The sequence below is a fragment of the Streptomyces tremellae genome, from assembly GCF_039540215.1.
Classification (GTDB): Bacteria; Actinomycetota; Actinomycetes; order Streptomycetales; family Streptomycetaceae; genus Streptomyces; species Streptomyces tremellae.
The window spans coordinates 147,441-173,522 of the sequence record NZ_BAABEP010000001.1 but is presented as its reverse complement, the minus strand read 5'-3'; the positions used below and the strand labels follow the sequence as shown (position 1 = coordinate 173,522).

Annotated in this window: 25 protein-coding genes; 16 read left to right on the top strand and 9 right to left on the bottom strand. The window is 73.5% G+C overall.

The window, feature by feature from the left end; genetic code table 11:
- Positions 1-117: 117 nt before the first annotated feature.
- From ABEA77_RS00790 to ABEA77_RS00780, 3 genes are all read left to right on the top strand, one after another.
- Positions 118-1,134: a cupin domain-containing protein gene (locus ABEA77_RS00790; RefSeq protein WP_345639833.1), complete on the top strand. Its 1,017-nt coding sequence runs from the start codon at positions 118-120 to the stop codon at positions 1,132-1,134.
- A gap of 85 nt (positions 1,135-1,219) precedes the next feature.
- Positions 1,220-1,912 (top strand): class I SAM-dependent methyltransferase, encoded by a 693-nt coding sequence (locus ABEA77_RS00785; protein WP_345639832.1) that lies wholly within the window; start codon positions 1,220-1,222, stop codon positions 1,910-1,912.
- A 235-nt stretch (positions 1,913-2,147) separates the two neighbouring features.
- Complete coding sequence (locus tag ABEA77_RS00780) at positions 2,148-3,446, top strand: MFS transporter (protein ID WP_345639831.1); 1,299 nt, start codon at positions 2,148-2,150, stop codon at positions 3,444-3,446.
- A gap of 58 nt (positions 3,447-3,504) precedes the next feature.
- On the opposite strand, the gene ABEA77_RS00775 is transcribed toward ABEA77_RS00780, so the two are convergent.
- Entirely contained in the window at positions 3,505-4,308 is an 804-nt protein-coding gene (locus tag ABEA77_RS00775; protein WP_345639830.1) for a FadR/GntR family transcriptional regulator, read from the bottom strand.
- Between the two features lie 422 nt (positions 4,309-4,730).
- Between ABEA77_RS00775 and ABEA77_RS00770 the strand changes: the two genes are divergently transcribed.
- The 3 genes from ABEA77_RS00770 (at position 4,731) to ABEA77_RS00760 (ending at position 9,049) form a co-directional block, all read left to right on the top strand.
- On the top strand, positions 4,731-5,807 hold the full coding sequence (locus ABEA77_RS00770) for an ABC transporter substrate-binding protein (RefSeq protein WP_345639829.1): 1,077 nt from the start codon (positions 4,731-4,733) through the stop codon (positions 5,805-5,807).
- A gap of 283 nt (positions 5,808-6,090) precedes the next feature.
- The gene (locus ABEA77_RS00765; RefSeq protein WP_345639827.1) at positions 6,091-7,875 is read left to right on the top strand and encodes an ABC transporter permease; all 1,785 of its coding nucleotides are present in this window, start codon (positions 6,091-6,093) and stop codon (positions 7,873-7,875) included.
- A gap of 28 nt (positions 7,876-7,903) precedes the next feature.
- Entirely contained in the window at positions 7,904-9,049 is a 1,146-nt protein-coding gene (locus ABEA77_RS00760) for an ABC transporter ATP-binding protein (RefSeq protein ID WP_345639825.1), read from the top strand.
- Positions 9,050-9,149: 100 nt separating this feature from the next.
- Here the strand turns inward: ABEA77_RS00760 and ABEA77_RS00755 are convergent, their stop codons facing one another.
- The 3 genes from ABEA77_RS00755 to ABEA77_RS00745 are packed head-to-tail and all read right to left on the bottom strand — an operon-like array spanning position 9,150 to position 11,933.
- On the bottom strand, positions 9,150-9,866 hold the full coding sequence (locus tag ABEA77_RS00755; RefSeq protein ID WP_345639823.1) for a glycosyltransferase: 717 nt from the start codon (positions 9,864-9,866) through the stop codon (positions 9,150-9,152).
- Between the two features lie 10 nt (positions 9,867-9,876).
- The gene (locus tag ABEA77_RS00750; RefSeq protein ID WP_345639822.1) at positions 9,877-10,851 is read right to left on the bottom strand and encodes a PIG-L deacetylase family protein; all 975 of its coding nucleotides are present in this window, start codon (positions 10,849-10,851) and stop codon (positions 9,877-9,879) included.
- Positions 10,848-11,933, bottom strand: a complete 1,086-nt coding sequence (locus ABEA77_RS00745; protein WP_345639820.1) for an acyl-CoA dehydrogenase — start codon at positions 11,931-11,933, stop codon at positions 10,848-10,850. Before ABEA77_RS00745 ends, ABEA77_RS00750 begins: the two co-directional genes overlap by 4 nt.
- Before the next feature lie 659 nt (positions 11,934-12,592).
- On the opposite strand from ABEA77_RS00745, the gene ABEA77_RS00740 reads away from it, so the two are divergent.
- The 8 genes from ABEA77_RS00740 (at position 12,593) to argF (ending at position 20,606) form a co-directional block, all read left to right on the top strand.
- Positions 12,593-14,215 (top strand): APC family permease, encoded by a 1,623-nt coding sequence (locus ABEA77_RS00740; protein ID WP_345640194.1) that lies wholly within the window; start codon positions 12,593-12,595, stop codon positions 14,213-14,215.
- Between the two features lie 51 nt (positions 14,216-14,266).
- Entirely contained in the window at positions 14,267-14,662 is a 396-nt protein-coding gene (locus ABEA77_RS00735; protein ID WP_345639818.1) for a cell division protein SepF, read from the top strand.
- Between the two features lie 116 nt (positions 14,663-14,778).
- Complete coding sequence (locus ABEA77_RS00730; protein WP_345640192.1) at positions 14,779-15,111, top strand: nucleotide pyrophosphohydrolase; 333 nt, start codon at positions 14,779-14,781, stop codon at positions 15,109-15,111.
- A gap of 314 nt (positions 15,112-15,425) precedes the next feature.
- On the top strand, positions 15,426-15,905 hold the full coding sequence (locus ABEA77_RS00725; RefSeq protein ID WP_345639816.1) for a DUF6099 family protein: 480 nt from the start codon (positions 15,426-15,428) through the stop codon (positions 15,903-15,905).
- Between the two features lie 106 nt (positions 15,906-16,011).
- Positions 16,012-16,935 carry an LLM class F420-dependent oxidoreductase gene (locus ABEA77_RS00720; protein WP_345639814.1) on the top strand — a complete coding sequence of 308 codons (924 nt, stop codon included), beginning with the start codon at positions 16,012-16,014 and terminating at the stop codon, positions 16,933-16,935.
- A 161-nt stretch (positions 16,936-17,096) separates the two neighbouring features.
- The gene (gene mmuM, locus ABEA77_RS00715) at positions 17,097-18,005 is read left to right on the top strand and encodes a homocysteine S-methyltransferase (RefSeq protein WP_345639812.1); all 909 of its coding nucleotides are present in this window, start codon (positions 17,097-17,099) and stop codon (positions 18,003-18,005) included.
- Positions 18,006-18,126: 121 nt separating this feature from the next.
- The gene (locus ABEA77_RS00710) at positions 18,127-19,356 is read left to right on the top strand and encodes an arginine deiminase (RefSeq protein ID WP_345639810.1); all 1,230 of its coding nucleotides are present in this window, start codon (positions 18,127-18,129) and stop codon (positions 19,354-19,356) included.
- A 245-nt stretch (positions 19,357-19,601) separates the two neighbouring features.
- Complete coding sequence (argF, locus tag ABEA77_RS00705) at positions 19,602-20,606, top strand: ornithine carbamoyltransferase (protein WP_345639808.1); 1,005 nt, start codon at positions 19,602-19,604, stop codon at positions 20,604-20,606.
- 33 nt (positions 20,607-20,639) lie between these two features.
- On the opposite strand, the gene ABEA77_RS00700 is transcribed toward argF, so the two are convergent.
- The 3 genes from ABEA77_RS00700 to ABEA77_RS00690 all read right to left on the bottom strand — a co-directional run bounded on the left by ABEA77_RS00700 (position 20,640) and on the right by ABEA77_RS00690 (position 23,594).
- On the bottom strand, positions 20,640-21,125 hold the full coding sequence (locus ABEA77_RS00700; RefSeq protein ID WP_345639807.1) for an ATP-binding protein: 486 nt from the start codon (positions 21,123-21,125) through the stop codon (positions 20,640-20,642).
- Between the two features lie 209 nt (positions 21,126-21,334).
- Positions 21,335-22,141 carry a carbon-nitrogen hydrolase family protein gene (locus tag ABEA77_RS00695; RefSeq protein ID WP_345639805.1) on the bottom strand — a complete coding sequence of 269 codons (807 nt, stop codon included), beginning with the start codon at positions 22,139-22,141 and terminating at the stop codon, positions 21,335-21,337.
- 136 nt (positions 22,142-22,277) lie between these two features.
- Entirely contained in the window at positions 22,278-23,594 is a 1,317-nt protein-coding gene (locus ABEA77_RS00690; protein WP_345640190.1) for an MFS transporter, read from the bottom strand.
- A gap of 243 nt (positions 23,595-23,837) precedes the next feature.
- On the opposite strand from ABEA77_RS00690, the gene ABEA77_RS00685 reads away from it, so the two are divergent.
- Positions 23,838-24,530 (top strand): DUF2848 domain-containing protein, encoded by a 693-nt coding sequence (locus ABEA77_RS00685; RefSeq protein WP_345639803.1) that lies wholly within the window; start codon positions 23,838-23,840, stop codon positions 24,528-24,530.
- A gap of 140 nt (positions 24,531-24,670) precedes the next feature.
- Complete coding sequence (locus tag ABEA77_RS00680; protein ID WP_345639801.1) at positions 24,671-25,381, top strand: GntR family transcriptional regulator; 711 nt, start codon at positions 24,671-24,673, stop codon at positions 25,379-25,381.
- Here ABEA77_RS00680 and ABEA77_RS00675 read toward each other — a convergent pair.
- Positions 25,350-25,691, bottom strand: coding sequence for a cupin domain-containing protein (locus ABEA77_RS00675; RefSeq protein ID WP_345639800.1), 342 nt, complete (start codon positions 25,689-25,691; stop codon positions 25,350-25,352). The two genes, ABEA77_RS00680 and ABEA77_RS00675, sit on opposite strands and share 32 nt — an antisense overlap.
- A 163-nt stretch (positions 25,692-25,854) precedes the next feature.
- The gene (locus ABEA77_RS00670; RefSeq protein ID WP_345639798.1) at positions 25,855-26,049 is read right to left on the bottom strand and encodes a ferredoxin; all 195 of its coding nucleotides are present in this window, start codon (positions 26,047-26,049) and stop codon (positions 25,855-25,857) included.
- Between the last annotated feature and the right edge of the window lie 33 nt (positions 26,050-26,082).

The following is a 26,082-nucleotide window of genomic DNA, read 5'->3' as shown; positions in this document are numbered from 1 at the left end:
GGTCGATGTGGGCTGCGCGTACAAGTCCGTCCCTCCCCGGCAGGTGCCGGGGACAAGACCGCCGCACGGACCGGTGGACGCCGGTGCGCCCCGGTCCGACATCACGAGGAGAAGTGTATGAGCGACAAGAAGGGGCGGGTCTTCCTCCGGGGGATCACGTCGGAGACCTACGGCCTCAAGGAGTTCCGCCGCAGCCAGCTGGACGCCCCGCGTGTTCGCGACGACTCGATCGTCGTCGACGACGCGAAGGTCGCGCACTCCGGTGACTCGGAGAAGTCCCGCACCTGGTGGCGGATCGGCCCCGGCGACGACCCGTTCCTCACCCAGAGCCTCCAGGTCCACTTCGTGGAGCTGCCCCCGCAGTCCTCGAACCACGGCCACGGCCACCAGAACGAGGCCGCCTTCTACATCCTGGAGGGCGCGGGCTACGAGATCCACGACGACCAGCGCTACGACTGGGAGAAGGACGACCTCGTCATCGTCCACACGGACTCGGTGCACCGGCACTTCAACCCGTACGACGAGACGGCGAAGTGCATCATCTTCAAGGCCAAGTCGCTCTGGATGTACCTCGGTCTGATCCAGCAGGGCCGCAGCGGCCCGATCGACAACCCCGACAAGTTCGGGGAGCGCGTCGACTGGTCGCAGCTGTGGACGCCGAACGTCGAGAAGATGCGCAAGGTCGTCAAGTCGGCCGACACCCCCTGGGAGTCCACGCCGCTCGGCAAGGTCCGCGTCATGTCGCAGCCCGGCGACGACGTGCGCACCTTCAGTGTGGACTCGTACGTCCTGGAGATCCCCGGTGGCAGCCGCTCCGGCAAGCGCTGGACGATGGCCGACGAGGTCCTCTACGTGCGCGAGGGCTCCGGCTACAGCCTCCACTGGGAGGTCGAGGCCGAGATCGCGGAGAAGTACTACGCCCGCATCGCCAACGAGCCGACCCGGCACGACTTCAAGGCCGGCGACACGGTCTACGTGCCGCACAACACGGTCGCGCAGCACTTCGCCGCCGACGGGACGCCGGTGAAGCTGATCTCCGCGCAGAACCGCCAGTTCAAGCAGCTCGGCTACCAGAACACCGTGTTCCTGGAGAACGCCCCGGAGTACGACGGCCCGGAAGGCGCCCGTTCCTGACCCGAGCACCGGTCCGCCCGACCTCATCCGTAGCCCGGATGGCGCGGGGCCCCGGCGCCCCGCGCAGAGCCGACGAGGAGACGAGATGGCACAACAGGGGCCCACTGCGGCCCAGGTCTGGTCGGACCCGGCCTTCGCCACGGCGTGGCTGGGCGGCGACCCGGACGGAGCGCGGGACCTGCTGGCCCTGCCCCGGACGATCGCCGCGCAGCTGGTCGCCGAGGAGAAGCCGGAACCCGAGCTGGTCGTGGACATCGCGAGCGGTGCGGGGAAGTTCCTCTCCGTCCTGCTCACGGCCTTCCCGAAGGCCAGGGGCGTCTGGACGGACGTCTCGGAGACCATGCTGGGGCAGGCGCGCGAGGACCTCGCGGACTTCGGCGACCGGGTCACCTTCCAGGTCGGCGACATGCAGGCCCTGCGGGCCGCGGGACTCCCCGAGGGGGTGGACGTCGTGCTCAGCTCACGCGCCAGCCACCACCTCGACCGGGCCCAGCTGCACGCCTTCTACCAGGAGGCCGCGGGGCTGCTCGCCCCGGACGGCTGGCTCGTCAACCTGGACCACATCGGCCCCGAGGACGTCTGGGACCGCCGCTACCGGTCGGTGCGCAAGAAGCACTGGGCGCCGCGCAAGCCCGCGCCCAAGCACCACCACAACTATCCGCTGACCAGTGTGGAGGACCACCTCGACGGGTACCGCGCCGCGGGCCTGACCGAAGTGGACGTCGCCTGGAAGGCGTTCTACACCTGCCTGTTCGCGGGCCGCCGCCCGCAGGGCTGAGCTCCACCGGGCCCGGCGTCGCGCAACCGAGCGCTGCGCGACGCGCGGGCCGCACCGCCCGGCCGCCGCCCGCGCCACGAACTCCTCCGGCCGCCGCGGCACACCGCACACCGAGCAAGCACACCACACACCACACGAGCACACCGCAGCGCACCACCGCGCACCCTCCGAGCACGCGAGCCCGGTACCGCAGGGCCGCGTGCTCACTCGTACGTACATGCAAGGACGCAAGCACGTGACACCCGAGACAGAACTGAGGGCCGACTCCCCACCCCGCCGCACGACCGCCCTGCGCGGCCGTCACCTCCAAAGATGGCTCCACGTCAGCCTGCCCCTGCTGATCGCCTTCTCGGTGGCCCAGCTGAGCAAGTCCTCCATCGGCGTCATCGTCACCGACCACGCCTTCAGCCACCAGTTCGGCCTGGACAAGCACCCGGGCTCCGTGGGCTGGCTGACCAGCCTCTTCCTCTACGCCTACGGCATCGCGCTGTTCGGCTGGGGATTCGTACTCAAGCGGCTCGGCCCGCGGAAGTCGATGCTCATCGGCACCGCGATCTGGGTGCTCGCCCTGGCGCTCCCGCCGTTCGTCAACACCCTGGGCGAGCTCTACGGGACGCGCATCCTGCTCGCCATCGGCGAGGCGTGCTTCTATCCGGTCGCGCACACGCTGACCGCGCGGTGGTTCCCGATGCAGGAGCGGGCGCGGGCCAACGCGTCGTGGCTCTCCGGCATCTTCGTGGGCTCCGCGATAGGCAGCTCGCTGACCACCGTCATGATCAGCGGCACCGGCTGGCGCTTCACCTTTCTCACCCAGGCCGTCGTCGCCGCGGTGTTCGCCTTCCTGATCGTGCTCGTCCTCCTCCAGGACCGCCCCGAGGACGCGGGCAGCGTCAGCGAGGAGGAGGTCAAGCACATCGAGGCGGACCGGTTCGAGAACACGACCACGGTGCCGAAGCTCGGCCCCGAGTCGCCGTTCCGCAACTACCGCTACTGGCTGACCATGCTGATGTACGTGGGGACCAACGCGCCCTTCTACGGGCTGGTCACCTGGGTGCCGCTCTACCTCCAGCAGGCCCGGCACGTGACGCTCGGCAACATCGGCATCGTCCTGACCGTCGCCAACGTGCTGTCCATCGTGGTGATGGTGCTGGTGGGCCGGGCCTCCGACCGCAAGGTCAAACGCGCCGGCTGGGCCGCCTGGGGCTTCGCCGTGGAAGGCATCGGCATCGCGGGCACCGCGCTGTTCAGCAACGCGGGCCTCGACAGCTTCTTCATCTTCCTCGGCCTCGCGGGCAACGCGTGGTGCGTGGTGACCAACTGGACGCTGCTGCACAGCCTGATGCCGACCCGGCAGACGGAGTACTCGAGCAGTCTGTTCTCCTCGCTCACCAACCTGGTCGGCGCGGTACTGCCCGCCCTGATGGGCACCCTGCTGACCGCCACCGGTTCGTACACGGCCGGCTTCGGAGTGCTGTTCCTGTCCGTGCTGATCTCTTTCGGCTGCTGCATGGTCCTGCGACCGCAGGGCTACTGAGGCACCACCGGGCGCGGAGCGGGGCCGCGGGGCCGGAACGTCCGGCCCCGCGGCTCCGTCACGCGTTCCGCGCGGGTACCTCGTCGAGCTGGGCGGGGATCTCGTCGAGGCAGAGGCGGTCCGCGGTGCGCGACAGGTGCTCGCGCATGATGCGCTCGCCGGTCGCCACGTCGCCCGTCCTCACGGCCTCGACGATGGCGCGGTGCTCGTCGAGACCGCGGCGGCCCATCTCGGGCGCCGTGCTCTTGGCTTTGGCGAGCGACATCAGCAGCGGGCCGTGGAAGGACTGGATCAGCATCTCGAACGCGGTGTTGTGCGTCGCCGCCGCCAGCCGGGTGTGGAACTCGGCCGACAGGGAGACGTGGTACCCGCCGCTGTCCAGGGCCTGCTCCTGCCGGTCGCAGATGGCGCTCAGCTCGGCGATGTCCTCCTCGTCCACGCTCTCGCACAGCAGCGGGATGATGCCGACCTCCAGCACCATGCGGACCGCGGTGACCTCGGTCGCCGTGACCGACGAGAGGGTCAGCAGGTCGACGATGCTCGCGCCCACCCGGTCGCTGGTCGGCTTGGTGACGAAGGCGCCGCCATGGGCCCCCACCCTGATCTCCACCAGGCCGCTGGCCTCCAGCACGCGCAGGGCCTCCCGCACGGTCACCCGGCTCACTCCGAAGCGCTCGCACATCTCGCGCTCTGGGGGCAGCCGGTCGCCGGAGCTGAGCTTGCCCTCATGGATGAGGGTCCGCACCTGGTCCACGATCAACGCGGAGATGCGGCGGTCGTTCACGGGGGTGAGCAGCCCGGCCTGGCGGCCGTCGTCCTTGGCACTCGCTCGGCGCGCCGGCATGGAGAGTCCTTTCGTCATGTATTGACCGTCCTAGTCTACCGGATTAGGGTATGACCAATGGGCCCTGTGTCCCGGGCCGCTCACCGTAACTCCTGAAGCGGTTTCGGTCGCCGTTCCGGTCGCGTTTTCCGGTCGCTCCCGCCGGTTGCCCGCGCCGGTCCCTTGCTCCAGTGTCCCACGGCTCAACTCCCGCGCGGCGCCTGCCCGCTGAAGTGAACGTTCCGGGTGTGGCAGCCCTTCTCGCGGCGGTACGGACACGGTTGCGCATCTCGCAAGAAAACCCCGCACGACTATTGCAATGGTCATACCCTCAGCCCAGAATGGCATTTGTTTTTCGGCGAGGCCCCACGAAAGACACCCACCGGTCGGGTTCCACGGGGCCCTCGACTGGAGGTGGCGGAATGCGCGGACGCATCGCACCGCACGCACCGCGAGCCGTGATGAGAACACTCCGTTCCCCTCTGCGGACATCGGGCGCCCTGCTCATCGCGGGCGCGCTGACCGCCTGCGGGGGAGGCGCCGGCGGCGGCGCCATCACGAAGGTCGCCCCCGCACAACAGCCTGACCAGCTCCTCGCCCAGGCGAAGAAGGAAGGCGAGCTGCTCTGGTACACGACGTTCGCGGACGACGACGTCGACGACATGATCACCGCCTTCCAGAAGACCTACCCCGGTGTGAAGGTCGAGGCGCTGCGCCTCAGCGCCGACAAGCTGCCCTCCCGCCTCGTCACCGAGCAGCGCGGCGGCAAGTTCAACGCGGACGTCATCTCCGCCGACTCCGAGCCCGTGTACCAGCTCATCAAGGTCGGCACGCTCGCGCCCTACCGGGTGCCGGAGATCCCGCCGCTGCCCAAGCAACTGCAGAACCTCCCCGACGGCTACCGTAACGTCGTCTACATCAACACCAGCGCCATCGCCTACAACCCGCAGGCGGTCAAGTCCCAGCACCTGCCCGTCCCCACCGAGCTTGAGGACCTCACCAAGCCCGCCTGGAAGGGCAAGTTCTCCATCGACCCCAAGGCCATCAACTGGTACGAGGGCCTCATCTCCGCGTACGGCCACGACAAGGCGCTCGACCTCGTCAAGCGGCTCGGGGACAACCAGCCCCGTCTCGTGGAGAGCCACACCCAGTCGATCACCGAGGTCCAGGGCGGCGAGCCCGCGGCGGTCGCCAACGCCTACGGCTACAAGGCAGCCGCCCTCCAGAAGAAGACCCCGACCCGGCTGGCCTTCTCCAACCCCGACCCGCTGCCCTCGGCCGCCGTCCTCGAAGAACTGGCGAAGAAGGCGCCGCACCCGGCCGCCGCCAAGCTGTTCATCGACTGGATCATGTCGAAGGAGGGCCAGAAGCAGGTCGTCTCGATCACCAACCACGTATCGCTGAGCGACCTCGAACACGACGACCCCGCCGTGTGGAACGAGAAGAAGTGGAAGCCGGCCTGGTCCACACCGGTGATCGAGCCCGACAAGTACGACATCCTGCTCCAGGAGTACGAGAAGGCCCTGCACGCCATCTGACCCCGCAGGCCCACCGCACGACCCGCCGCCGTACCCGGCGGCCTCCCGGACCACCGCCCACCAGGCGGCACGTCCCGCACCACCGCGACCCCGAGCCCGCTCCCCACCGGGCGGTCCGGGGCCTCCCGTACACCCTTTTACCGGTTCCCACTGCCCCCGCCCTTCCCCGCTTTTCTTCTCCTTGCTCCCGTGGCACGACCGCAACCGTCTGCCCCGACCCTCAACCCGGCGTGACCCCACCACTCCCGGGCCTCGCCCTTCCGACTCCGAGGACGGCCAAGCAATGAGCCTCATCGACCGGTCGCGCCCCGCGCCACCTCCGACCCGCGACACGCCACAGCCCGCGGGCCGCGGCACGTCCCGAATCCTGGCGTGGTTCCGCAACCCGCGGAACATCCTGCTCGCCGTCGTCGCCCTCGTCGTCGCCTACCTGGCCGTCGTCCCCGCGGGCACGATGGTGATCGCCAGCCTCCAGGGCTCCTTCCTCTCGGCCGACAAGGTCACCTGGACGCTGCGCCACTACAGCGAGACCCTCGGCACCTCCGACTTCTGGGCGCTGGTGGGCAACTCCTTCGCCTACGCGGCCGCCACCGCCGTCGTCTGCACGGTCATCGGCTTCGGCCTCGCCTACCTGGTGTCCCGCACCAACACGCCGGCCAAGTTCTTCGCCCAGATCGCCGCCCTGGTGCCGCTGATCATCCCGGGCATCCTCAACACCGTCGCCTGGGCCCTGCTGTTCGCGCCGCACACCGGCGCGCTCAACGTGCTCCTGCGCGACCTGCACCTGCCGGCCTTCAACATCTACTCGCTCGCCGGCATGGTCCTCGTGCAGTCCATGCACGTCGCCCCGGTCGCCTTCCTGATGGGCACCGCCGCCTTCGGCAACATGGACTCCTCGCTCGAAGAGGCCGCCCTGAGCTCCGGCGCGCCGCCGTGGCGGGTCTTCCGCACCATCACGGCCCGGCTGATCAGGCCCGCCGTGATGTCCGCGGTGCTGCTGATGTTCGTCCAGACCATCTCCACCTTCGAGGTGCCGCAGCTCATCGGTGTCCCCGGGCACAAGTTCGTCTTCGTCAGCCGCATCTACAACGCGCTCCAGCAGTTCCCCACCGACTACGGCACGGTCGGCGTCATCGGCATCTTCATCCTCGCCGTCGCCAGCGTCGGCCTGTACTTCTCCCGCAAGCTCGGCGGCTCGGGCGCCGAGGCGCAGACCATCACGGGCAAGGGCTTCAGGCCCACCTCCATCGACCTCGGCAAGTGGAAGTGGCTCGGCCTCGCCGCGTTCGTGGTGTTCTTCGTCGTCGCCGTCGCGCTGCCGCTGCTGATGCTCGTGTGGTCGTCGCTGCTGCCCGGCTACGAACCCCCGTCGATCGCCGCCCTGCACCGGCTCACCCTGTCCAACTACAGCGCGGTCCTGCACACCCCCGCGCTCACCAAGTCCGTCACCAACAGCCTGATCACGGCGGTGCTCGCGGGCGCCATCGTCACCGTGCTCAGCTCCCTCGTCGCCTACATCACCGTGAAGACCAAGGCGCGTGGCCGCGGCATCCTCGACGGCCTCGCGACCGTGCCCATCGCCGTGCCCAGCGTCGTGATGGGCGTCGGCATCCTGTACTGGTACCTGACGGCGCCCCTGCCGTTCCACCTGTACGGCACCCTCGCCATCCTCGTCATCGCGTTCGTCACCATCGGCCTGCCCTACGGCATGCGCTACATCGTGCCGGGCATCGCCCAGATCAAGGACGAACTGGAGGAGGCCGCCGCGGTCAGCGGCGCGTCCTGGCTGAGGACCTTCCGCCGCATCTACGTACCGCTGCTCGCGCCCTCGCTGCTGGCCGCGTTCCTCTACACCGTCATCGTCGCGTTCCGGGAGATCTCCGCGGCCATCTTCCTGTACACGGAGAACACCCAGGTGGTGTCGGTGACCATCTACACCGAGTGGGCGAACGGCAGTTACCCGATCGTGGCCGCGCTCGGCGTCTTCATCGTCGTCTTCCTGGCCGTCATCGTCGGCCTCGTCAGCCTGGTCACCCGGAAGACCGGGCTGAACCGGAACCGCCACTGAGCGCTCGAAGGGCTCGAAGGAGAGTCTCGTGATCGAAATACGCGGACTGATCAAGCGTTTCGACGGCAAAGCCGTCACCCGCAACGCCGTCGACGGCATCGACCTCACGGTGCCCGAGGGAGAACTCGTCACCCTGCTCGGCCCCAGCGGCTGCGGCAAGACCACCACCCTGCGCCTCATCGCCGGGCTCGAACGGCCCGACGCGGGCGAGATCCGCATCGGCGGCAAGGCCGTCTACTCGTCCGACGACAACGTGTACGTGAGCGTGCACCAGCGCCCCATCGGCGTGGTGTTCCAGTCGTACGCGGTGTGGCCGCACATGACGGCCGTGCAGAACGTGATGTTCCCGCTGCGCTCGGGCCAGAAGAAGCTGCCCGTGCCCGAGGCGCGCCGCAAGGCGATGGAGGCGCTCGACCTGGTCGGCCTCGCCGACCTCGCCGACCGCCCGGCGCCCGCGCTCTCCGGCGGTCAGCAGCAGCGCATCTCCCTGGCCCGCGCCCTGACCCGCGAGCCGGAGGTGCTGCTCCTCGACGAGCCGCTCTCCAACCTCGACAAGGGCCTGCGCGACCGGGTCCGTGACGAGATCCGCGCGGTGCAGCAACGCCTCGGCATCACCACGGTGTTCGTCACCCACGACCAGGACGAGGCGCTCGCCGTCTCCGACGAGGTCATCCTGATGGAGTTCGGCAGGATCGTGGAGCGGGGCCCCGCCCAGCAGATCTACGCCCGCCCGCGCAGCGAGTTCACCGCGCGCTTCATGGGCATCTCCAACAGCATCCCGGGCACCGTCACCGCCTGCGACGACGACCTGGTCGACATCACCCTGCCGCACGGCTCGCTGCGCTGCGTCGCGGCAGGCGACCTGGAAGAGGGCAGCCAGGTCAACGTCTTCATCCGGCCGGAGAGCCTGTCGCTGTCCCGCAAGGACGCGACGGGCAAGGGCTGGAAGGGCACCGTGGAGTTCAGCATCTACCACGGCGACTGCTGGGACTACCACGTGCGGGTCGGCGACACCCTGCTGCGCTCGCGCATCTACAAGGAGAAGGTCGGACTCTCCCACGGCGACCCGGTGTTCGTCTCACCCGACGAGGAGACCGCCATCGCCATCCCGGCGGACGCGGCGCCCGGCGGGGCGGACGCGGCCCCGCTCGCCGGCACCGCCACGGCGGGCTGAGCCGGGCCCGCGAGGACCCCCGTGTGTCCGTGCCGCCGGTCGGGGCGGCACGGACACACGGGCACAGACGCCACTCCGCGCGCCGCCCGCGCCGGTCCGTTCACATGCCGCCGAGCGCGCCGAGGAACGAGCCGAAGCCGTGCGGGGCGCGGGAGTCGCCGCGCCCCGAGGTCAGCACCGGACAGCCGTCCGTGCGCAGGACGCGGCGGCCCGCCCGGTCGAGGGCCGCGACCAGCGCGCGGTCCTCGCTGTGCGCGAGCGGCGGGAAGCCGCCCGCCGCCGTGTAGGCCCCGGCCGCCACACCGAGGTTGGCGCCGTGCACGTGGGGATGGCGCCAGGTCCCGCGGCCCGGCGGCCGCTGCGCGAAATAGTGCGCGTCGTGGCGCGCCGCCGTCGCCGCGCTGAGCGGCGGATGCGGCGCGAGCCGCACGGTGCCCACCACGCACTCCCAGCCCTGGCCCGCGTGGCGCAGCTGGTGCGCGAGCCAGCGCGGCGGTACCACCGTGTCCGCGTCCGTGGTCGCGAGCCACAGCCCTTCGCCGTACGCGGCGAGCCGGCGCAGCGCGGCCCGCGCGCCGCTCGCCCGCGCCCTGCCGACATTGCGGAACGACTCCCGTACGACGAGCGCGCCCGCGTCCTGCGCGACCGCCGCCGTACCGTCCGTGCAGGCGTCGGCGACCACCACGACGAGCACCGGCACGGCCGCGGCCTCCGGATGACGGGCCGCGGCGCGCAGCGAGTGCAGCGTCGCGGGCAGCGAGGCGCCCTCCTGGTGCGCGGGCACGATCACCGCGACGGCCGCGGGCGGCACGCTCACAGGACCGCCCTCATCGGAAGACCACCTCGAAGCCCCGCAGGTGGTGGGCGAGGTCGGCGGGCGGCAGGATCGCCGTGTCCGGATCGCCGTCCGCTGCCGGCTCGGTCTGGCTGCTGAAGCGCCGTACGGCACGCCGCTTGGCTGCCGCGCTGTCGTCGTCGAGCGGCAGCCGCGCCGCGCTGCCCCACGGCACCCGCGGGTCGCCGGGGAACGACCAGTGCCACAGCCACAGCGGATAGCACCACACCGGGACCCTGGCCTCCGTGCACGCCGCGAACGCCGCGCGGCCCGCCGCCTCGTGGTCGCCGTGCAGGTCACCGGTCCACGGCGCCACGCACAGCCGGGCGCCGGTCTCCTGCAGCAGCCGCGCCACGGCCTCCCGCACCCGGTCCTCGTAGTGGTCGACGGCCGTGTCCGGCACGGCGAGCCGCGCGGGCCCGAGCCCCTGGTGACCGAGCTCGCCGAGCGCTGCCGCCAGCTCCGTCCTGCGCAGCTCGGCCGAACGGCGGTCACCCGGCCGGCGGCCGTCCGGACGGCGTACGGCAGGGCGCGCGGGCCGCGGCCCGGACCGCTCCCCGTCGCTCACCGACAGCAGGCGCACGGGCGTCCCCGCCGCGGCGAGTGCCGCCATCGTGCCGCCGAAGCCGAGCACCGCGTCGTCGGGGTGTGCCGCCACCACGAGCACGGGCCCCGGCGGAACCAGGGCCTCCGGCAGAGCGCCCAGGCCGTCCCAGGCCGCCCACCGGGACTCCGGCGTGCCCCCGGCGTCGGCGTCGTACGCCGCCGCCCTGCGGCACGCGGTGCCCTCGGCGCCCGCCGCCACGGCCGCGGTCTCGCGCAGCCCGGCGTCCGCGGGGCCGCCCCGTACCCGGCCGGCCGCCGTGGCGCGTACGGTCGCGCCCACCCCGCCGGGGGGCGCCGCGGGCGGGGGTGCTGCTCCCGCGCCCGCCGTGCCGGTCGTCGTGTGCTCTGGCGCGTCGGTCATCGCACGTCCTCTCCGCCGTCGTTGCCGTTGTCGTCGCGGGCGCAGAACAGCCGTCCCAGCTCGGCCAGCCCGCGTTCCACCGGGTGCAGGCGCATCAGCACCGAGAGGTCGGCCGCGGCCCGCGCGTGCCGCGCGTCGTGGCACAGCGGCGTGCCGCCCGCGCCCCGCCCCACGTGGGCGAGCACCTCCGCGCAGACCAACTCGGCGAGCGCCTGCACGCGAAGGCCCCGGATCCGGGCCGCGCCCCGCGCGTCCAGCGGGTCCGCGTCGATGTCGCGCGCCGCGCGTTCGAGCACCGTGACGGCCGAGGACAGCAGTGTGTCGACGGCGCCGAGGTGCGCGGCGCCGAACGCGTCCTGGGTACGCCTGCGGGCCGACGCGTACAGCGTCTCCGCCACCGCGCGGGCCCCGCCGAGCAGGCACGCGGCCACCCCGGCCGCCGCGTGCTCGGACCCCGGGCGGTCCGTGTACGCGCCCACTCCGCCGACCGGCACCCCCTCTGCCGCGGTGAACGCCACGTCGCAGGCGTCGCTGCCCGCCATCCCCACCGCGCGCCTGCTCCCCGCCACGGGCCGCACCCCGGACTGGGCCAGGCGGACCGCGAACAGCCGCCTGCCGTCCACCGCGTCCGCCGAGACCAGCGCGTGCGTGCAGCAGTGCGCGCCCGCGCAGTACGGCCGCACGCCGTCGAGGAGCCACCGGCCGTCGAGGCACCGCGCCCCGGGCGCGGGGGCAGGCGGGCGCGCCGCCCACACGGCCCACCGCTCTCCGGGGCCGACCGGCGCGCCCGCCACCTCGTCGAGGATGGCCACCGCGTCGAGGTGGCCCTCGGCGAGCCGGGCCAGGGACAGGTCCGCGCGCCCCAGCTCGTACAGGGCGCGCAGCCGCGCGGCGGTGCGGCGCGGCCTGCGCAGCGGCACCTCGGCGAGCGGCGGTCCGGCGCCGCCCGCGGGGTCGCCCGCGCAGGTCAGCGCCGCGAAGCGGGCGGCCACCGCGCGCCGGGCGGCGGCCGGGTCCTGGACGTCGCCGGTGTCGTCGGCACCCGTCTCCGGGCGCGCGGGATACGTCGCGTCGGCGGTCACCGTGGCCTCCTGGGGTGTGGGGAAATCCTCGGGTGCGGCGAAGGGGAGCTGTGGTCGGGGAAGGGGAGCTGCGGTCGGTGGAGGTGCTCGGAACGTCTCACGGTCCGCGTGCCCCCACCACCGGACCCGGCGCGGCGCCCGGCCACGGGAGCCGCCCGGCGTGCGGACGGCCGGGAAGTGGGGTAGGACGCCTCCTCGCGACACCTGCGGAGCCCCGGAGCCACCGGAGGCCCCGGAGGCCCGGTTCCCGGGTGGTGGCGCGGGCGCGTCCCCTGCCCGGCAGGTGCGGAACCCGGAGGGCCTCCGAAGGCCGAACGGCGGGCTCGGGGCCTGCGGCAGGAGCACGGGTACGGCCACGCGCCCGAAGCTGCCGCACGGAGCGCGCGGGCCCGCGGGCCGGGGCACGCGTCGACCGTGCCAGGCTGGGCAGGCTCTCGCCCCGGGCCAGGTCCCGCAGGGCCGGTCGCGTAGCATCCACGCGGTCGTCACCCCGGCAGCGACACCGTCCGCGAACGACCCATCCGTACACAACTGCCCCGACGAACCGAACCGTTGACGACCCGCCACCGACCATCCGTCCGCAGCCCGCACGCCGCCCACCCGGCGCGGCCCGGCGCGGACCACCGCACGAGGGGACCCGGCCCGTGCCGCCGAAGCCACTGTCACCACCGCCGCCCGCGGCACCGGGCCTGCCGGCCGAACTGTCGCAGGAGCACCGCCTCAAGCGCGATCTCGGCTTCTGGGGCCTGACCGCGATCGGCTTCTCCAACATCATCGGCTCCGGCTGGCTGTTCGCGGCGATGTTCGCCGCGCAGACCGCGGGCCCCGCGGCCCTGCTGTCCTGGATCGCTGCCGGCGCGCTGTGCGCGCTCGTCGCGCTGGTGATGGTCGAGCTCGGCGCGACCCGCCCCGAGGGCGGCGGCACCGTGCGCTGGCCGCTCTACGCCGGCGGACGGCTCGTCGGCACCATGGTCGGCTGGTCGGTGCTGCTCTCGGTGGGCGGCACCGCGGCCGAGATCAGCGCGATCATGCAGTACGCGGCCCACTACGTCCCCGGCGTCTACCGCGGCTCCTCGCTGACCTGGCCCGGACTCGCGCTCGCCTGCGGCCTGAGCGTGCTGTTGACCGCCCTGAACTGGTTCGCGGTACGGCTGTTCGCCCGGCTCAACAACCTCGTCTCGCTGCTGAAGGTACTCATCCCGCTGATCACCGTGGTCGCACTGTTCGCGTCGGGCACCCACGCGGGGCGCCTCGCCGGCGGCACGCACGGCGGCTTCGCGCCCTACGGGTACGCGGCCTGCCTGACCGCGCTCGCGGGCGGCGGCATCGTCTACTCCGTCAACGGCTTCCAGGCCCCGCTCGACTTCTCGGGCGAGGCGCGCAGGCCGCGCCGTACCGTACCGGCCGCCGTGCTCACCGGAATCGGCCTCGCCGTCGTCGTGTACCTGCTGCTCCAGCTGGCCTTCCTGGTCACCGTGCCCGACTCGACGCTCGCGCACGGCTGGCAGGGCGTCAGTTTCGACTCGCCCTTCGGGCAGCTCGCGCTGCTCCTCAACCTCCAGTGGCTGGCCACACTGCTGTACGCGGACGCGGTCATCTCGCCCGGCGGCTCCGCCTACGTCGGGGTCGCCATCGACGCCCGGCACACCTACGCCCTCGCCAAGAACGGCCTGCTGCCGCGGTTCTTCCTGCACATCGATCCGCGCTCCGGCACCGCCCGCCGCGCCCTCGTGCTGAACCTCGCGGTGATCGTGGTCTTCCTGCTGCCGTTCGGCGGCTGGCAGAGCATCGTCAGCGTGATGGGCGACATGTACCTGTTGATCTACGCGGCCTCGGCGGTCGCCGTCGCCTCGTTCCGCGCGCACGACAGGGAGCGCGGCGCGGGGCGCAGGGACGGGCAGCTTCCGGGGATGCGGTGGATCGCGCCCCTCAGCTTCGCGGTCGCGGGGGAGTTCGTGTACTGGTCGGGCTGGCACAGCCTGCGGCTCGCGCTGCCGCTCGTCCTGATCGGCCTGCCGGTCTTCCTGCTGCTGCGGCGCCCGCCGGACGGGCCACCGCGCAGTGCCGAACTGCGCCGGGGTGTCTGGCTTGTCTGCTACCTGGCCGCCCTGACCCTGCTGTCCTGGCTCGGCTCCTTCGGGGGCTCTGGACGGCTGCCCGCCCCGTACGACTCGGTGACCGTCGCGCTGGTCGCCCTCGCCGTCTTCGGCTGGGCCGTCAGGTCGGGCGCCGCGCATCTGCGTACGGCGCCACCCCGTGTCGCTGATGGGCTGAACGGGTGAGCCGGGGGAGGATGGCCCGATGCAGAATCAGCACAGGGGAGGGGTGGCGCGGTGAACAGGTACGACGAGTACGACGTCACCGACGAGCAGTGGGAGGGCCTGGCCCAGGTCGTGCCGCTGCGCAACCGCGACATGTGGCCCTCCCGGGTCGACCACCGCACCGTCCCGCAGGACACGGCGGAGGAGCACCGCCGCTTCGTGGTGCTGCGGGTGCAGGTCTTCGGGGACGCGCGTGAAGTCGCGGAGCACCTGCTCGCGCAGATCCCGGTCCTGCTCGACCTGACGGCCGCCGACACGGACGTGGCCAAGCGCATCCTCGACTTCAGCAGCGGTGTGGTGTTCGGCCTCGGCTGCGGGATGCACCGGGTCGACAGGAACGTCTTCCTGCTCGCACCGGCGGGCACCGAGGTCGAGGGCGCGCCCGAGGCGGCGGTGCCGGGCACATGAGCGGGAGACGGGACACCCGCAACGCCCAGGACGCGGGGGGCGGGGAGGACGGTGAGGGCCCCGTGCCGGGCGGCGGCCCGGTGCCGGGGCCGCAGGCCGCGGGGCCGGTGCCCGGCGTGCCGGAGCTGCGGCGCAGGCTGGCGGCGTTCGCCGCGGCGCGCGGCTGGGAGCCGTACCACACGCCGAAGAACCTGGCGGCGGCGCTGAGCGTCGAGGCGTCCGAACTGCTGGAGATCTTCCAGTGGCTCACGCCCGAGCAGTCCGCCGGGGTCATGGCCGACCAGGAGGCCGCCTTCCGCGTCGAGGACGAGGTCGCGGACGTGCTCTCGTACCTCCTCCAGTTCTGCGAGGTGCTGGACATCGACCCGCTGACCGCGCTCGCCGCGAAGATCGAGCGGAACGAGACGCGGTTCCCGCCGGCGGCCGGCCCGGCCGCTCCGGCGCGCTGAGCCGCGCGGGCGGCGCGGGTCCGGGCTCTCGTGAGCCCGGGGCCCGCGGGCTCGGCGGTTACCCGGGCTCGGCGAGTACCCAGCTCGGAGGGCATCCCGGAACGTCATCCTCCTGAGCGCTGGTCACTCTCCGGGGTGAGGGAGTTGTCCCCATCCGGTGTGATCTCCCCCTTCGCCCCGGCCGGTTGTCCACAGAGGTCGGCACCCCCCTGGCTCCGGGCGCCATGTTCCCTCACTCTGGGTGATGCGGACGTGGCGGGCGGTCACCCGCCGCGCGGGACGCGCACGGCGCGCAGGACGAGGGGGACGTGCACATGGACGCGGTACGCATCGCGGAGGCGGGCAGGGAAGCGCTGGCGGCCTGCCGCACCACGGCCGACGTGGTGGCTGAGGCATGGCAGGAACAGGCGCTCGCGCGGGCGCTCGGCGACCTGCTCGCCGGGCGGTACACGGGAGAGGCCAGGACGGCGGCGGGCGAGCTCGCCGACGCGGGGGAGCGGGGCAGGGGGCCCGCCGAGCACCCCGCGCTGCGGGCCGCGGGCGGGCTCAGGGCTGCGGCGCTCACCGGCCCGGCGGACGCGCAGGCCGCGCTGGCAGCCTTGGGCGCGCTCCTCGAAGAGGCCGGCGCGGCGCTCGTCGTGGTCGCCACGGCCGCGGACGACGCGTGCGTCTACTGGCAGTGCATGGAGGCGATCGACGCCGCGGCGGAGTCGGGCGACCGGGTGGCCGCGCTCCTGCGGCTGCCGGGGATCCGGGGGCGTGGAGGGCCCGGACCACCGGGCGGCGGCTCCTGACCCCCCGCGGGGCGGACCGCCGCGGCGGGCGTCCGGTGCCGTGCCGGCGGACAGCGGCGTGCGGTGCGGGCGGCCGGGCCGCGGGCGCGAGGTGCAGGATGGGGGTATGGATCTTCGCATCTTCACCGAGCCCCAGCAGGGCGCGACGTACGACACCATCCTCCGCATCGCCAAGGCCACCGAGGACCTGGGTTTCGACGCCTTCTTCCGGTCGGACCACTACCTGCACATGGGCGGTGTGGACGGCCTGCCGGGGCCCACGGACGCCTGGATCACCCTGGCGGGCCTCGCCCGCGAGACCCGGCGGATCCGCCTCGGCACGCTGGTGACGGCCGCGACGTTCCGGCTGCCCGGCGTCCTCGCCATCCAGGTCGCCCAGGTCGACCAGATGTCCGGCGGCCGGGTCGAGTTCGGCCTCGGCGCCGGCTGGTTCGCCGAGGAGCACGCCGCGTACGGAATCCCGTTCCCCGACGACAAGTTCAGCAGGCTGGAGGAGCAGCTCGCCGTGGTCACCGGGCTGTGGGCGACCGAGGCCGGCCGGAAGTTCTCCTACGACGGTGCGCACTACCGGCTGACCGACTCGCCCGCGCTCCCCAAGCCCGCCCAGGCGAAGCCGCCGGTCATCGTCGGCGGCAAGGGGCCGAAGCGCACCCCGCGGCTCGCCGCGCGGTACGCGGACGAGTTCAACCTGCCCTTCGGCTCGGTCGAGGAGACCGAGGCGCAGTTCGGCCGGGTGCGCGCGGCGGTCGAGGAGGCCGGGCGCCCCGCCTCCGACCTGGTGTACTCCAGCGCGCTGCCGATCTGCGTGGGCCGCGACGACGCGGAGGTGGCGCGCCGGGCAGCCGTGCTCGGCCGCGACGTGGACGAGCTCAAGGAGAACGGCCTCGCGGGTTCGCCCGCCGAGGTCGTCGACAAGATCGGCAGGTACGCGGCGGTCGGCTCGACCCGCTTCTACCTCCAGACGATGGACATGGCCGACCTGGACCACCTGGAGCTGGTCGCGTCCCAGGTCGCGCCGCAGCTCGGCTGAGGCTTTTCGTTCGGCTCCGGGCGGATCGGGGAGCGGGGGCCGGTGCCCGGGGCGCCCCGGCCGGAGGCTGGGGGAGGTGCCGGGGCACGCGAGCCCGGCACGATCCGGACGAAGGGCCCCAGGGAGGGGCCGCCCGCCGCGGCCCGAAGGAGGTGACCGCCGTGCGGCCCGTCAGACCGCTCGCCGAGGCCCTCGCCGAGGGCCCCGTCGTACTGGACGGCGGCCTGTCCAACCAACTCGCCGACCAGGGCGCGGACCTGTCGGGCGAGCTGTGGTCGGCCCGGCTGCTCGCCGACGCGCCGCAGCAGGTCGCGGCCGCCCACGCCGCTTATGTGCGGGCGGGCGCGCGGGTGCTGATCACGGCGAGCTACCAGGCCACGTTCGAGGGGTTCGCGCGGCGCGGGGCCTCGCGCGCCGAGGCCGCGGCGCTGTTCACCCGCAGCGTGGAGCTGGCGCGGGCCGCGGGCGAGGACACCGAGGAGGAGGTGTGGGTGGCCGCGTCCGCGGGGCCCTACGGGGCGATGCTCGCGGACGGCAGCGAGTACCGCGGGCGGTACGGGCTCACGGTGCGCGAGCTGACCCGGTTCCACCGGCCGAGGATCGAGGCGCTCGCCGCCGCGGCGCCCGACGTCCTCGCGCTGGAGACCGTGCCCGACACCGACGAGGCAGAGGCGCTGCTCGCCGCGGCGCGCGGCACCGGGGTTCCGGTGTGGCTCTCCTACACGGTCGCGGGCGGCCGTACGCGCGCGGGGCAGCCGCTCGCGGACGCGTTCGCCCTGGCGGCCGGGGACGGCCAGGTGATCGCGGTCGGCGTGAACTGCTGCACGCCACAGGACGCGGAGGCGGCCGTGCCGCTCGCTGCGGCCACGGGCAAGCCGGTCGTCGTCTACCCCAACAGCGGGGAGAGCTGGGACGCCGGGGCGGAGGACTACCGCGGCCCTGCGGCGTTCGATCCGTCGCGGGCCGCTGCGTGGCGGGACGCGGGGGCCCGGCTGGCCGGGGGGTGCTGCCGGGTCGGGCCCCGCGCGATCGCCGCGCTCTCCGCCGCGCTGCACGGCGGCGGAGGGTGACCGGGGCGCGGCAGGGCACGGGAGGGCGCCGGCCCCGGTACGGCCCGGCGCGTCGGACGGTGCGGGAGGCCGCGGTGAGGTCCGAGGGGTGAAGGGCGGGCGGCGCGGTCAGGATGGAGGCATGACCTTCCATGTCGACTCGGAGACCGGGCGGCTGCGCCGCGTGATCCTGCACCGCCCCGGCCTCGAACTCAAGCGGCTCACCCCGCAGAACGCGGACGGGCTCCTCTTCGACGACGTGCTGTGGGTGCGGCGCGCCCAGGAGGAGCACGACGGGTTCGCCGCGGTGCTGCGGGAGCGGGGCGTCGAGGTGCATCTCTTCGGCGACCTGCTGCGGGGGGCGCTCGAGGTCCCGGCGGCGAGGGAGCTGGTCCTCGACCGCGTCTTCGACGAGAAGGAGTACGGCCCGCTCGCCACGGACCACCTCAGGGCCGCCTTCGACGAACTGCCCGCGGCCGGCCTCGCCGAGGCGCTCGTCGGCGGCGTCACCAAGCGGGAGTACCTGGCCGGCCACGCGGAGCCCACGTCGGTGCGCTTCCACGTCATGGAGCAGGACGACTTCCTCCTCGACCCGCTGCCCAACCACCTGTTCACCCGGGACACCTCGGCCTGGGTGTACGACGGAGTCTCGGTCAACGCGATGAGCCGCCCCGCGCGGCAGCGCGAGTCCGTGCACTTCGAGGCGATCTACCGGCACCATCCCCTCTTCACCGGGGACGGGGCAGGCCCCTTCCACCACTGGGCGCAGGGCCAGGGCCACCCCTGCACGATCGAGGGCGGCGACGTGCTGGTGCTCGGCCGGGGAGCCGTGCTGATCGGGATGAGCGAGCGCACCACGCCGCAGGCCGTGGAGATGCTGGCGCGCGGCTTGTTCGCCGCGGGTTCCGCCACCACGATCGTCGCGCTCGACCTGCCGAAGCGCCGGGCGTTCATGCACCTCGACACGGTGATGACGATGGTCGACCACGACACGTTCACCCAGTACGAGGGCCTCGGGATGCTGCGTTCGTACACCATCGAGCCGGGCGTCGGGGACAACGAGCTGAAGGTCACCGACCATCCGCCGGAGCACATGCACCGGGCGATCGCCGCCGCGCTCGGCCTGGACCGGGTGCGGGTCCTCACGCCCACCCAGGACGTGCACTCGGCGGCGCGCGAGCAGTGGGACGACGGGTGCAACGTGCTGGCGGTCGAGCCGGGCGTCGTGGTCGCGTACGAGCGGAACTCCACCACCAACAGCCACCTGCGCAGGCAGGGCTTCGAGGTGATCGAGATCCGCGGCAGCGAGCTGGGGCGCGGCAGGGGCGGGCCGCGCTGCATGAGCTGCCCGGTGGAACGGGACGGCGTCTGAGCGCGCGGGCCGCCGCGGGCGCCGGAAGCGCCGCGGGCAGCGAAGACGCCGCGCGGGAGGCGGCCGGGAGGCTGTCCGCCTCCAGTCTGTATAGCCATGCGGTATAGCGTATATAGTTACGGAGTCCGTTGTCCTTCCACCCGCCGGGCGGCGGTTCCCGACCGCCGGACCGCACCGCAGGACCGTCCCATGCCGACCATGTACCCGGCCACGCGGCCGCAGTCGACCCCTCAGGAGCAGCACCCATGGCGATACACCTTCCCGGCCGCCACTTCCTCAAGGAGCTCGACTTCACGCCGGAGGAGTTCCGCGGCCTGATCGACCTCGCCGCCGAACTCAAGGCCGCCAAGAAGGCGGGCACCGAGGTGCAGCGGCTGCGCGGCAGGAACGTCGCGCTCATCTTCGAGAAGGCGTCCACGCGGACCCGCTGCGCCTTCGAGGTGGCCGCCGCGGACCAGGGCGCCGCCACCACCTACATCGACCCGGCGGGCTCGCACATCGGCAAGAAGGAGTCGGCGAAGGACACGGCCCGGGTCCTCGGCCGGATGTTCGACGGCATCCAGTACCGGGGCGACGCCCAGGACACCGTCGAGGAACTGGCCGCCCACGCGGGCGTGCCCGTCTTCAACGGCCTCACCGACGACTGGCACCCCACCCAGATGCTCGCCGACGCGCTCACGATGACCGAGCACTGCGAGCGGCCCCTGAGCGAAACGAGCTTCGCCTACCTCGGCGACGCACGGTTCAACATGGGCAACTCCTACCTGGTCACGGCGGCGCTGCTCGGCATGGACGTGCGGATCGTCGCGCCGCGCGCGTTCTGGCCTGCCGACGAGGTGCTCGCCGCCGCCCGCAAGACCGCCGAGACGACCGGTGCCCGGCTGCACCTGACCGAGGACATCGCCGAGGGCGTCGCGGGCGTCGACTTCGTCGTCACCGACGTGTGGGTGTCGATGGGCGAGCCCAAGGAGGTCTGGGACGTGCGCATCGCCGCCCTGGCCCCGTACACGGTGACGATGGACGTGCTGCGCGCCACCGGCAACCCGGACGTGAAGTTCCTGCACTGCCTGCCCGCCTTCCACGACCTGGGCACCGAGGTCGGGCGGGAGATCCACGAGCGCTACGGCCTGCGCGAGCTGGAGGTGACGGACGAGGTCTTCGAGTCCCCGCACTCGGTCGTCTTCGACGAGGCGGAGAACCGCCTGCACACCATCAAGGCCGTCCTCGTCGCCACGCTCGGCGACGCGTAGCGCCCCCGCGCCGCGGGCGCGGCGGCCCCACGGTCACACCTGCGGCCGCCGCGTCCCCTGGCGCGGCACGAGCGGAGCGGTGCCGGCGCGCCCCGGCGGGCACGGCTCGGGCAGCGTGAACCACACGGCCTTGCCGTCGTCGGTCCGCCGGTGGCCGCACTCCTCGCTGAGGGTGCGGATCAGCAGCAGCCCCCTGCCGTCCTCCTGCCACGGGTCGGGCATGGCCGCGGGGCCCGGCGCGTCGAGCGCACCCGGCGGCCGGGGGTCGGCGTCGTGCACCTCGACCCGGCAGCAGCCGGACGGGAGCAGCGTCACTACCAGCCGTATCGGCTCGTCGCCCCGCGTGTGCTCGACGGCGTTCGCCACCAGCTCCGCCGTCAGCAGCTCGGCGGTTTCCGCCTCCGCGCCCCGTTCGAGACTCGCCAGCGCGGCCCGCACCAGGGCACGCGCCATCGGCACGGCGGCCGCCGTGTGCGGGAGCGCGATGTGCCACGGGGAGAGGCGGGGACTGTCGGGCAAGGGAGCGTTCCGTATTCGAGGACGGTGTGCGAGCGGGTCCGGCCTTCCCGGAGAGTAGGGGCGTGGTCGAGCAGGCGACAAGCCGTCCGTCGTGGGACGTGTGCCACAACTCGGACAGTACTTCCCGCACCACACCCCGCCACCACCGGGGGCTCCCGGGCCTCGCGCACCGCCGGCCCGCCAGGACCGGTGAACGCGGTGCCGCCCGCCTACAGCGGCAGCCTCCGGTTGGCGAGCACCGGGATCGACGCGCGGACCCGGTCCGCCTCCGCCGGGTCGACGTCGAAGGTCCGCACGTCGGGGTCGCCGCCGAGGCGGGCCCGTACGGAGCCGTCAGGGGCGACGAGGAGACTGCGTCCGACACCGTTCGGCGCGGCGGTCGGCTCCTCGGGGTCGGCGCCGGGGGCGGGGAGCGCCTGGTCGACCGCGGCCAGCCAGACCGTCGCGTCCAGTGCCCTGGCCCGTACCAGCAGCTCCCACTGCTCCGCCTTGCCGGGGCCGGCGCCCCAGGAGGCCGGCAGCAGCGAGAGCACGGCGCCGGCGTCCGCGTGGGCCCGGAACAGCTCGGGGAACCGCACGTCGTAGCAGGTGGCGAGGCCGACCCGGACGCCCGCGACGTCCACGGTCACCAACCGGCCGCCGGGCGCGACCGTGTCGGACTCCCGGTAGCCGAACGCGTCGTAGAGATGGATCTTGTCGTAGCTGTCGCCGTCCCCGCCGCCGGGCGCGGCGACCAGCAGGGTGTTCGCCACCCGGCCGTCCGCGGCGGGTGTGAACATGCCCGCCACCACCGTCACCCCGGTCTCCGCCGCGACCGCGCGCAGCCCGCCCGCCCAGGGGCCGGTGAGCGGCTGCGCGACCGGTCCGAGCGGCACCCCGAAGCGCGCCATCGCCGCCTCGGGGAGCACCGCGAGCGCCGCGCCGTCCTCCGCCGCGCGCCGCACCGCGGCGACCGCCGCCTCCAGGTTGTCCTCGGGGTCGGGCCCCGACCGCAGCTGGCACAGGCTGATCCGCATCCGTCCACTCCTCGTCGTTCGCCGTTGTCGCCGTCGTACGGTCTCGTCGGCCGTCAGCCGCCGTCGTACGGTCCTGTCCGCCGTACGGTCCTGCCCGCCGTTCCGTCGTCTTGTCGTTTTGTCGTCAGCGTCAGCGTCAGCGGCCCCGGCCGGGGCCGCTGGCCGCCTGGGGCACCCCGCCGCCGGGGGCGGGAGCCCCGGGCGCCGGCGCGGGCCGCACGCCGTCGCGGCCGAGCAGCACCCCGGTGACGGTCACCACCGCGGTCACCGCCACGTACCCCGCGAGGGGCAGCCAGCTGCCCGACGAGCCGAGCAGCGCGGTGAACACCAGCGGCGCCACCGCGCCGCCGATCACCCCGGCCAGCGTGTACGCGAGGGACGAGCCGGTGTAGCGCAGGCGCTCGCTGAACTGCTCGGCCACGAACGCCGCCTGCGGCCCGTACAGCAGCGAGTGCACCACGAGCCCGAGCACCACCCCGACGACCAGCAGCCCCCAGGAGCCGGTGTCGGCCATCGGGAAGAACACGAACGGCCACACGCCCGCGGCCACCGCCCCCGCCAGATACATCCGCCGCCTGTTCCACCGGTCGGACAGCGCCCCGGCCAGCGGGATCAGCACCAGCTGCAGCGCCGAGCCGATCAGCACCGCCGTGAGCGCCTTGCCGCGCGCCATGCCGAGCCGGTCCGTCGCGTACGTCAGCACGAACACCGTGAACAGCGCGTACAGCACATCGGGCGCGACCCGGCCGAGCACCGCGGCCACCAGGCCGCGCCGCTCGGTGCGCAGCACCTCCCGGATCGGGGCCTCCGGGCGTTCGCCGCTCTCCGCGAGGCGCTGGAACACCGGTGTCTCCTCAAGCCTGCTGCGGATCCACAGGCCGAACAGGACGAGTACCGACGACAGCAGGAAGGCGACCCGCCAGCCCCAGGTCAGGAACTGGTGGTCGGTGAGCAGCGCCCCCAGCGCCGCCAGCGCGCCGTTGGCCATCAGATTGCCCGCAGGCGGCCCGATCTGCGCGGCCGAGGCCCAGAACCCGCGGTGCTCCTCGTCCGCGTGCTCGCTGGTCAGGAGCACCGCGCCGCCCCACTCGCCGCCGACGCCGACACCCTGCGCGAACCGCAGCAGCACCAGCAGCACGGGCGCCGCCGGGCCGATCGCGGCCTGCGTGGGCAGGCAGCCGATCAGCACGGTCGCCGCGCCGATCAGCGTCAGCGTCCACACGAGCACCTTCTTGCGGCCCACCACGTCCCCGAGCCGCCCGAAGACGAAACCGCCGAGCGGACGCGAGACATAGCCGACGGCGTACGTCGAGAACGCGAGGAGCGTGGACGTCAGCGGGTCCGAGGAGGGGAAGAACAGCTTGCCGAAGACCAGCGCGGACGCGGCCGAGTAGACGGCGAAGTCGTACCACTCGAGCGAGGTGCCCGTGAGGCCCGCCACGAAGGCCCGCAGCCTGACCCCCTGCCCGCTGCCGCCGCCCTCGCGCGACGGCCGCTCGCTCACGTCCTCCACGGGTGATCACCTCCATGCCGGCACCGGTCTCCACCGGATTGTGCCGTGTCCCGAGCTCGTCCATGGTCCTGTTCCACGGCGGTAATACTTGCTGTATACAGGAGGCATGCGCAACCCCCGCCACCCGGCCGGTCCACGAGGACCGGTGCGGGGCGGCCGATCCCGCAAGGAGACACGAGACAGGTGAACCCGCTCACGTTCGAACTCCCCGACGGCTCACGGCGCACGGTCGAGGTGCGCAGGCTCCTCAACGCCGGATATGCCGGCCGCGCCCAGGACCAGGTCGCGGCGCATGTCGAGGAGCTCGCCGCGCTCGGCGTGCCCGCCCCCGCCGAGGTCCCCGCGCTCTACCCGGTCGCGGGTTACCTCGCCCAGCAGACCGGCGCGGTCCCCGCCCAGCACGCCCGCACCTCGGGCGAGGCCGAGTGGGCGCTCGTCGTGGACGCCGATGGCGAGCTGCTGCTGACCGCCGCCTGCGACCACACCGACCGCGCCCTGGAGGCCCACGGCGTCGCCTGGAGCAAGAACGCGGCCCCCGACGTGCTCGCCCGCCGCGCCTGGCGGCTCGCCGACGTCGCCGACCGCCTCGACTCCCTGACCCTGCGCGCCTGGGTCACCCCCGAGGGCGGCGGCGCCGAGCAACTCGTCCAGGACGGCACCGCCGCCGAACTGCTCCCGCCCGCCCACTGGGTGGACGTGCTGCGCGGCCGGGGCGAACTCGAACCCGGCACCGTGCTGCTCTCCGGCACGATCCCCATGCGCCCCGGCGTGGACCAGTTCGCGGGCCGCTGGCGCGTCGAGCTCGGCGACCCCGCGACCGGCGACACCTGCGCGCTGGCGTACGACGTGGCGCGGCTCTCCGAGCCCATCGGCTGACGGGGAAGGGGGTGGCGGGGCCCCGCCCGTGCGCGGGTGGCCGGCGCCGCGGCCCGCGCACGACCGGTGGATACGATGAGGCGCACAGCGCGCCACACCGCGCACAACGGCGCACAACGGCGCACAGGGAGGCGGGACCGGTGACCGTGCCAGGCACCTCGGGCCGCGAGAAGGCGTACGCCTACCTCAGGGACACGGTGATCGCCGACCCGGCGATGCTGGGGCGGTTCGTGAACGAGCAGGCGGTCGCCGACAGCATCGGCGTGTCGAGGACCCCGATCAGGGAGGCGCTGCTGCTGCTGGCAGCCGAGGACCTGGTCCGCCTCATCCCCAAGAAGGGCGCGTACGTGGCCCCGCTGTCCGGCCAGGAGGTCACCGAACTGATGGACCTGCGCGCCGTGCTGGAGTCGCACGCGGCGCGCGTGGTCCTGGCCCAGGGCAGGGCGCCGGTCGCCGAGATGCGGCGGCTCGCCGACGAGCAGGCCCAGGTCAGCGGCCCCGGCCAGGCCGGGGACTTCATCGGGTGGGACCACCACTTCCACATGGCCCTGGTCCGCACGGCGGGCAACACCATGCTGACGAGGACGTACGAGGGGCTGCGCGCGCGCCAGGTGCGCTGCGGCATCAGCGCGGTCTTCCGCTCGGCCGGGCGGCAGGAGTCCGTGCTGCGCGAACACCGCGCGATCGCCGACGCGTTGGAGGGCGGGGACGCGGACGCCGCGGCCTGCGCCATCCGGGCCCACCTCGACGCCACCCGGGCGGCGCTGCTCGCGGGCCCCTCGGGCCCGGCCGCGGCACCCGGGCCCGAGTACCCCGGCCTCAGCGGGCCGGGTGGCGGATCTCCAGCATGACGCAGCCCGTCGCGGTGCGGTACGGGCCGTGCGGCATGCCGGGCGGCCGGGACGCGAAGTGGCCCGCGCCGAAGGTCCTTCCGAGTGTCAGGTCCTCCAACTCCCCCTCCAGCAGGTAGACCTCCTCGACGTACGCGTGCCGGATGACACCGGCCGCGCTCGTGTCGAGGCCCGGCGCCCAGCGGGCGAGCCGGGTCAGCTCCGCCTCCGACTCGCCGCGGGCCAGGACCCGTTCGGTGACGCCGGGGGAGCCCTCCGCCGGGGTCCACTCCTGCGTGGAGGTGTCGAAGAACTCGTGTTCCGACTTCATGCGCGGGCCGCTCCTCGATGCGTCGTCGTGCGGCGGGGTGTCGTGCGGTGTCCCGCCGCGGGCGGCGCTTCGCGGCGCGGCGTGTTCCGCGCCCACTCTGCCAGGGCGTCCCGCCCGGTGCCCGGCCGCCCCCGTGCACGGCGGCGGCCCGGCACCTGCGGTGTCACTCCGCCAGGCGGATGGCGAGCGCCGGGCAGACCGTCGCGGCCTGCCGGACGTCCTCCTCGGCCCCGGCCGGAGGCTCCTCCACGAGGAGCACGGCGATGCCGTCCTCCTCCCGCTGGTCGAAGGCGTCGGGCGCGGCGAGCACGCACTGGCCGGACGCGACGCACCTGTCCTGGTCGAGGTCGATCCTCATGGGCGTTCCTTCGGTGTGCTGGTGGGGTCGGGG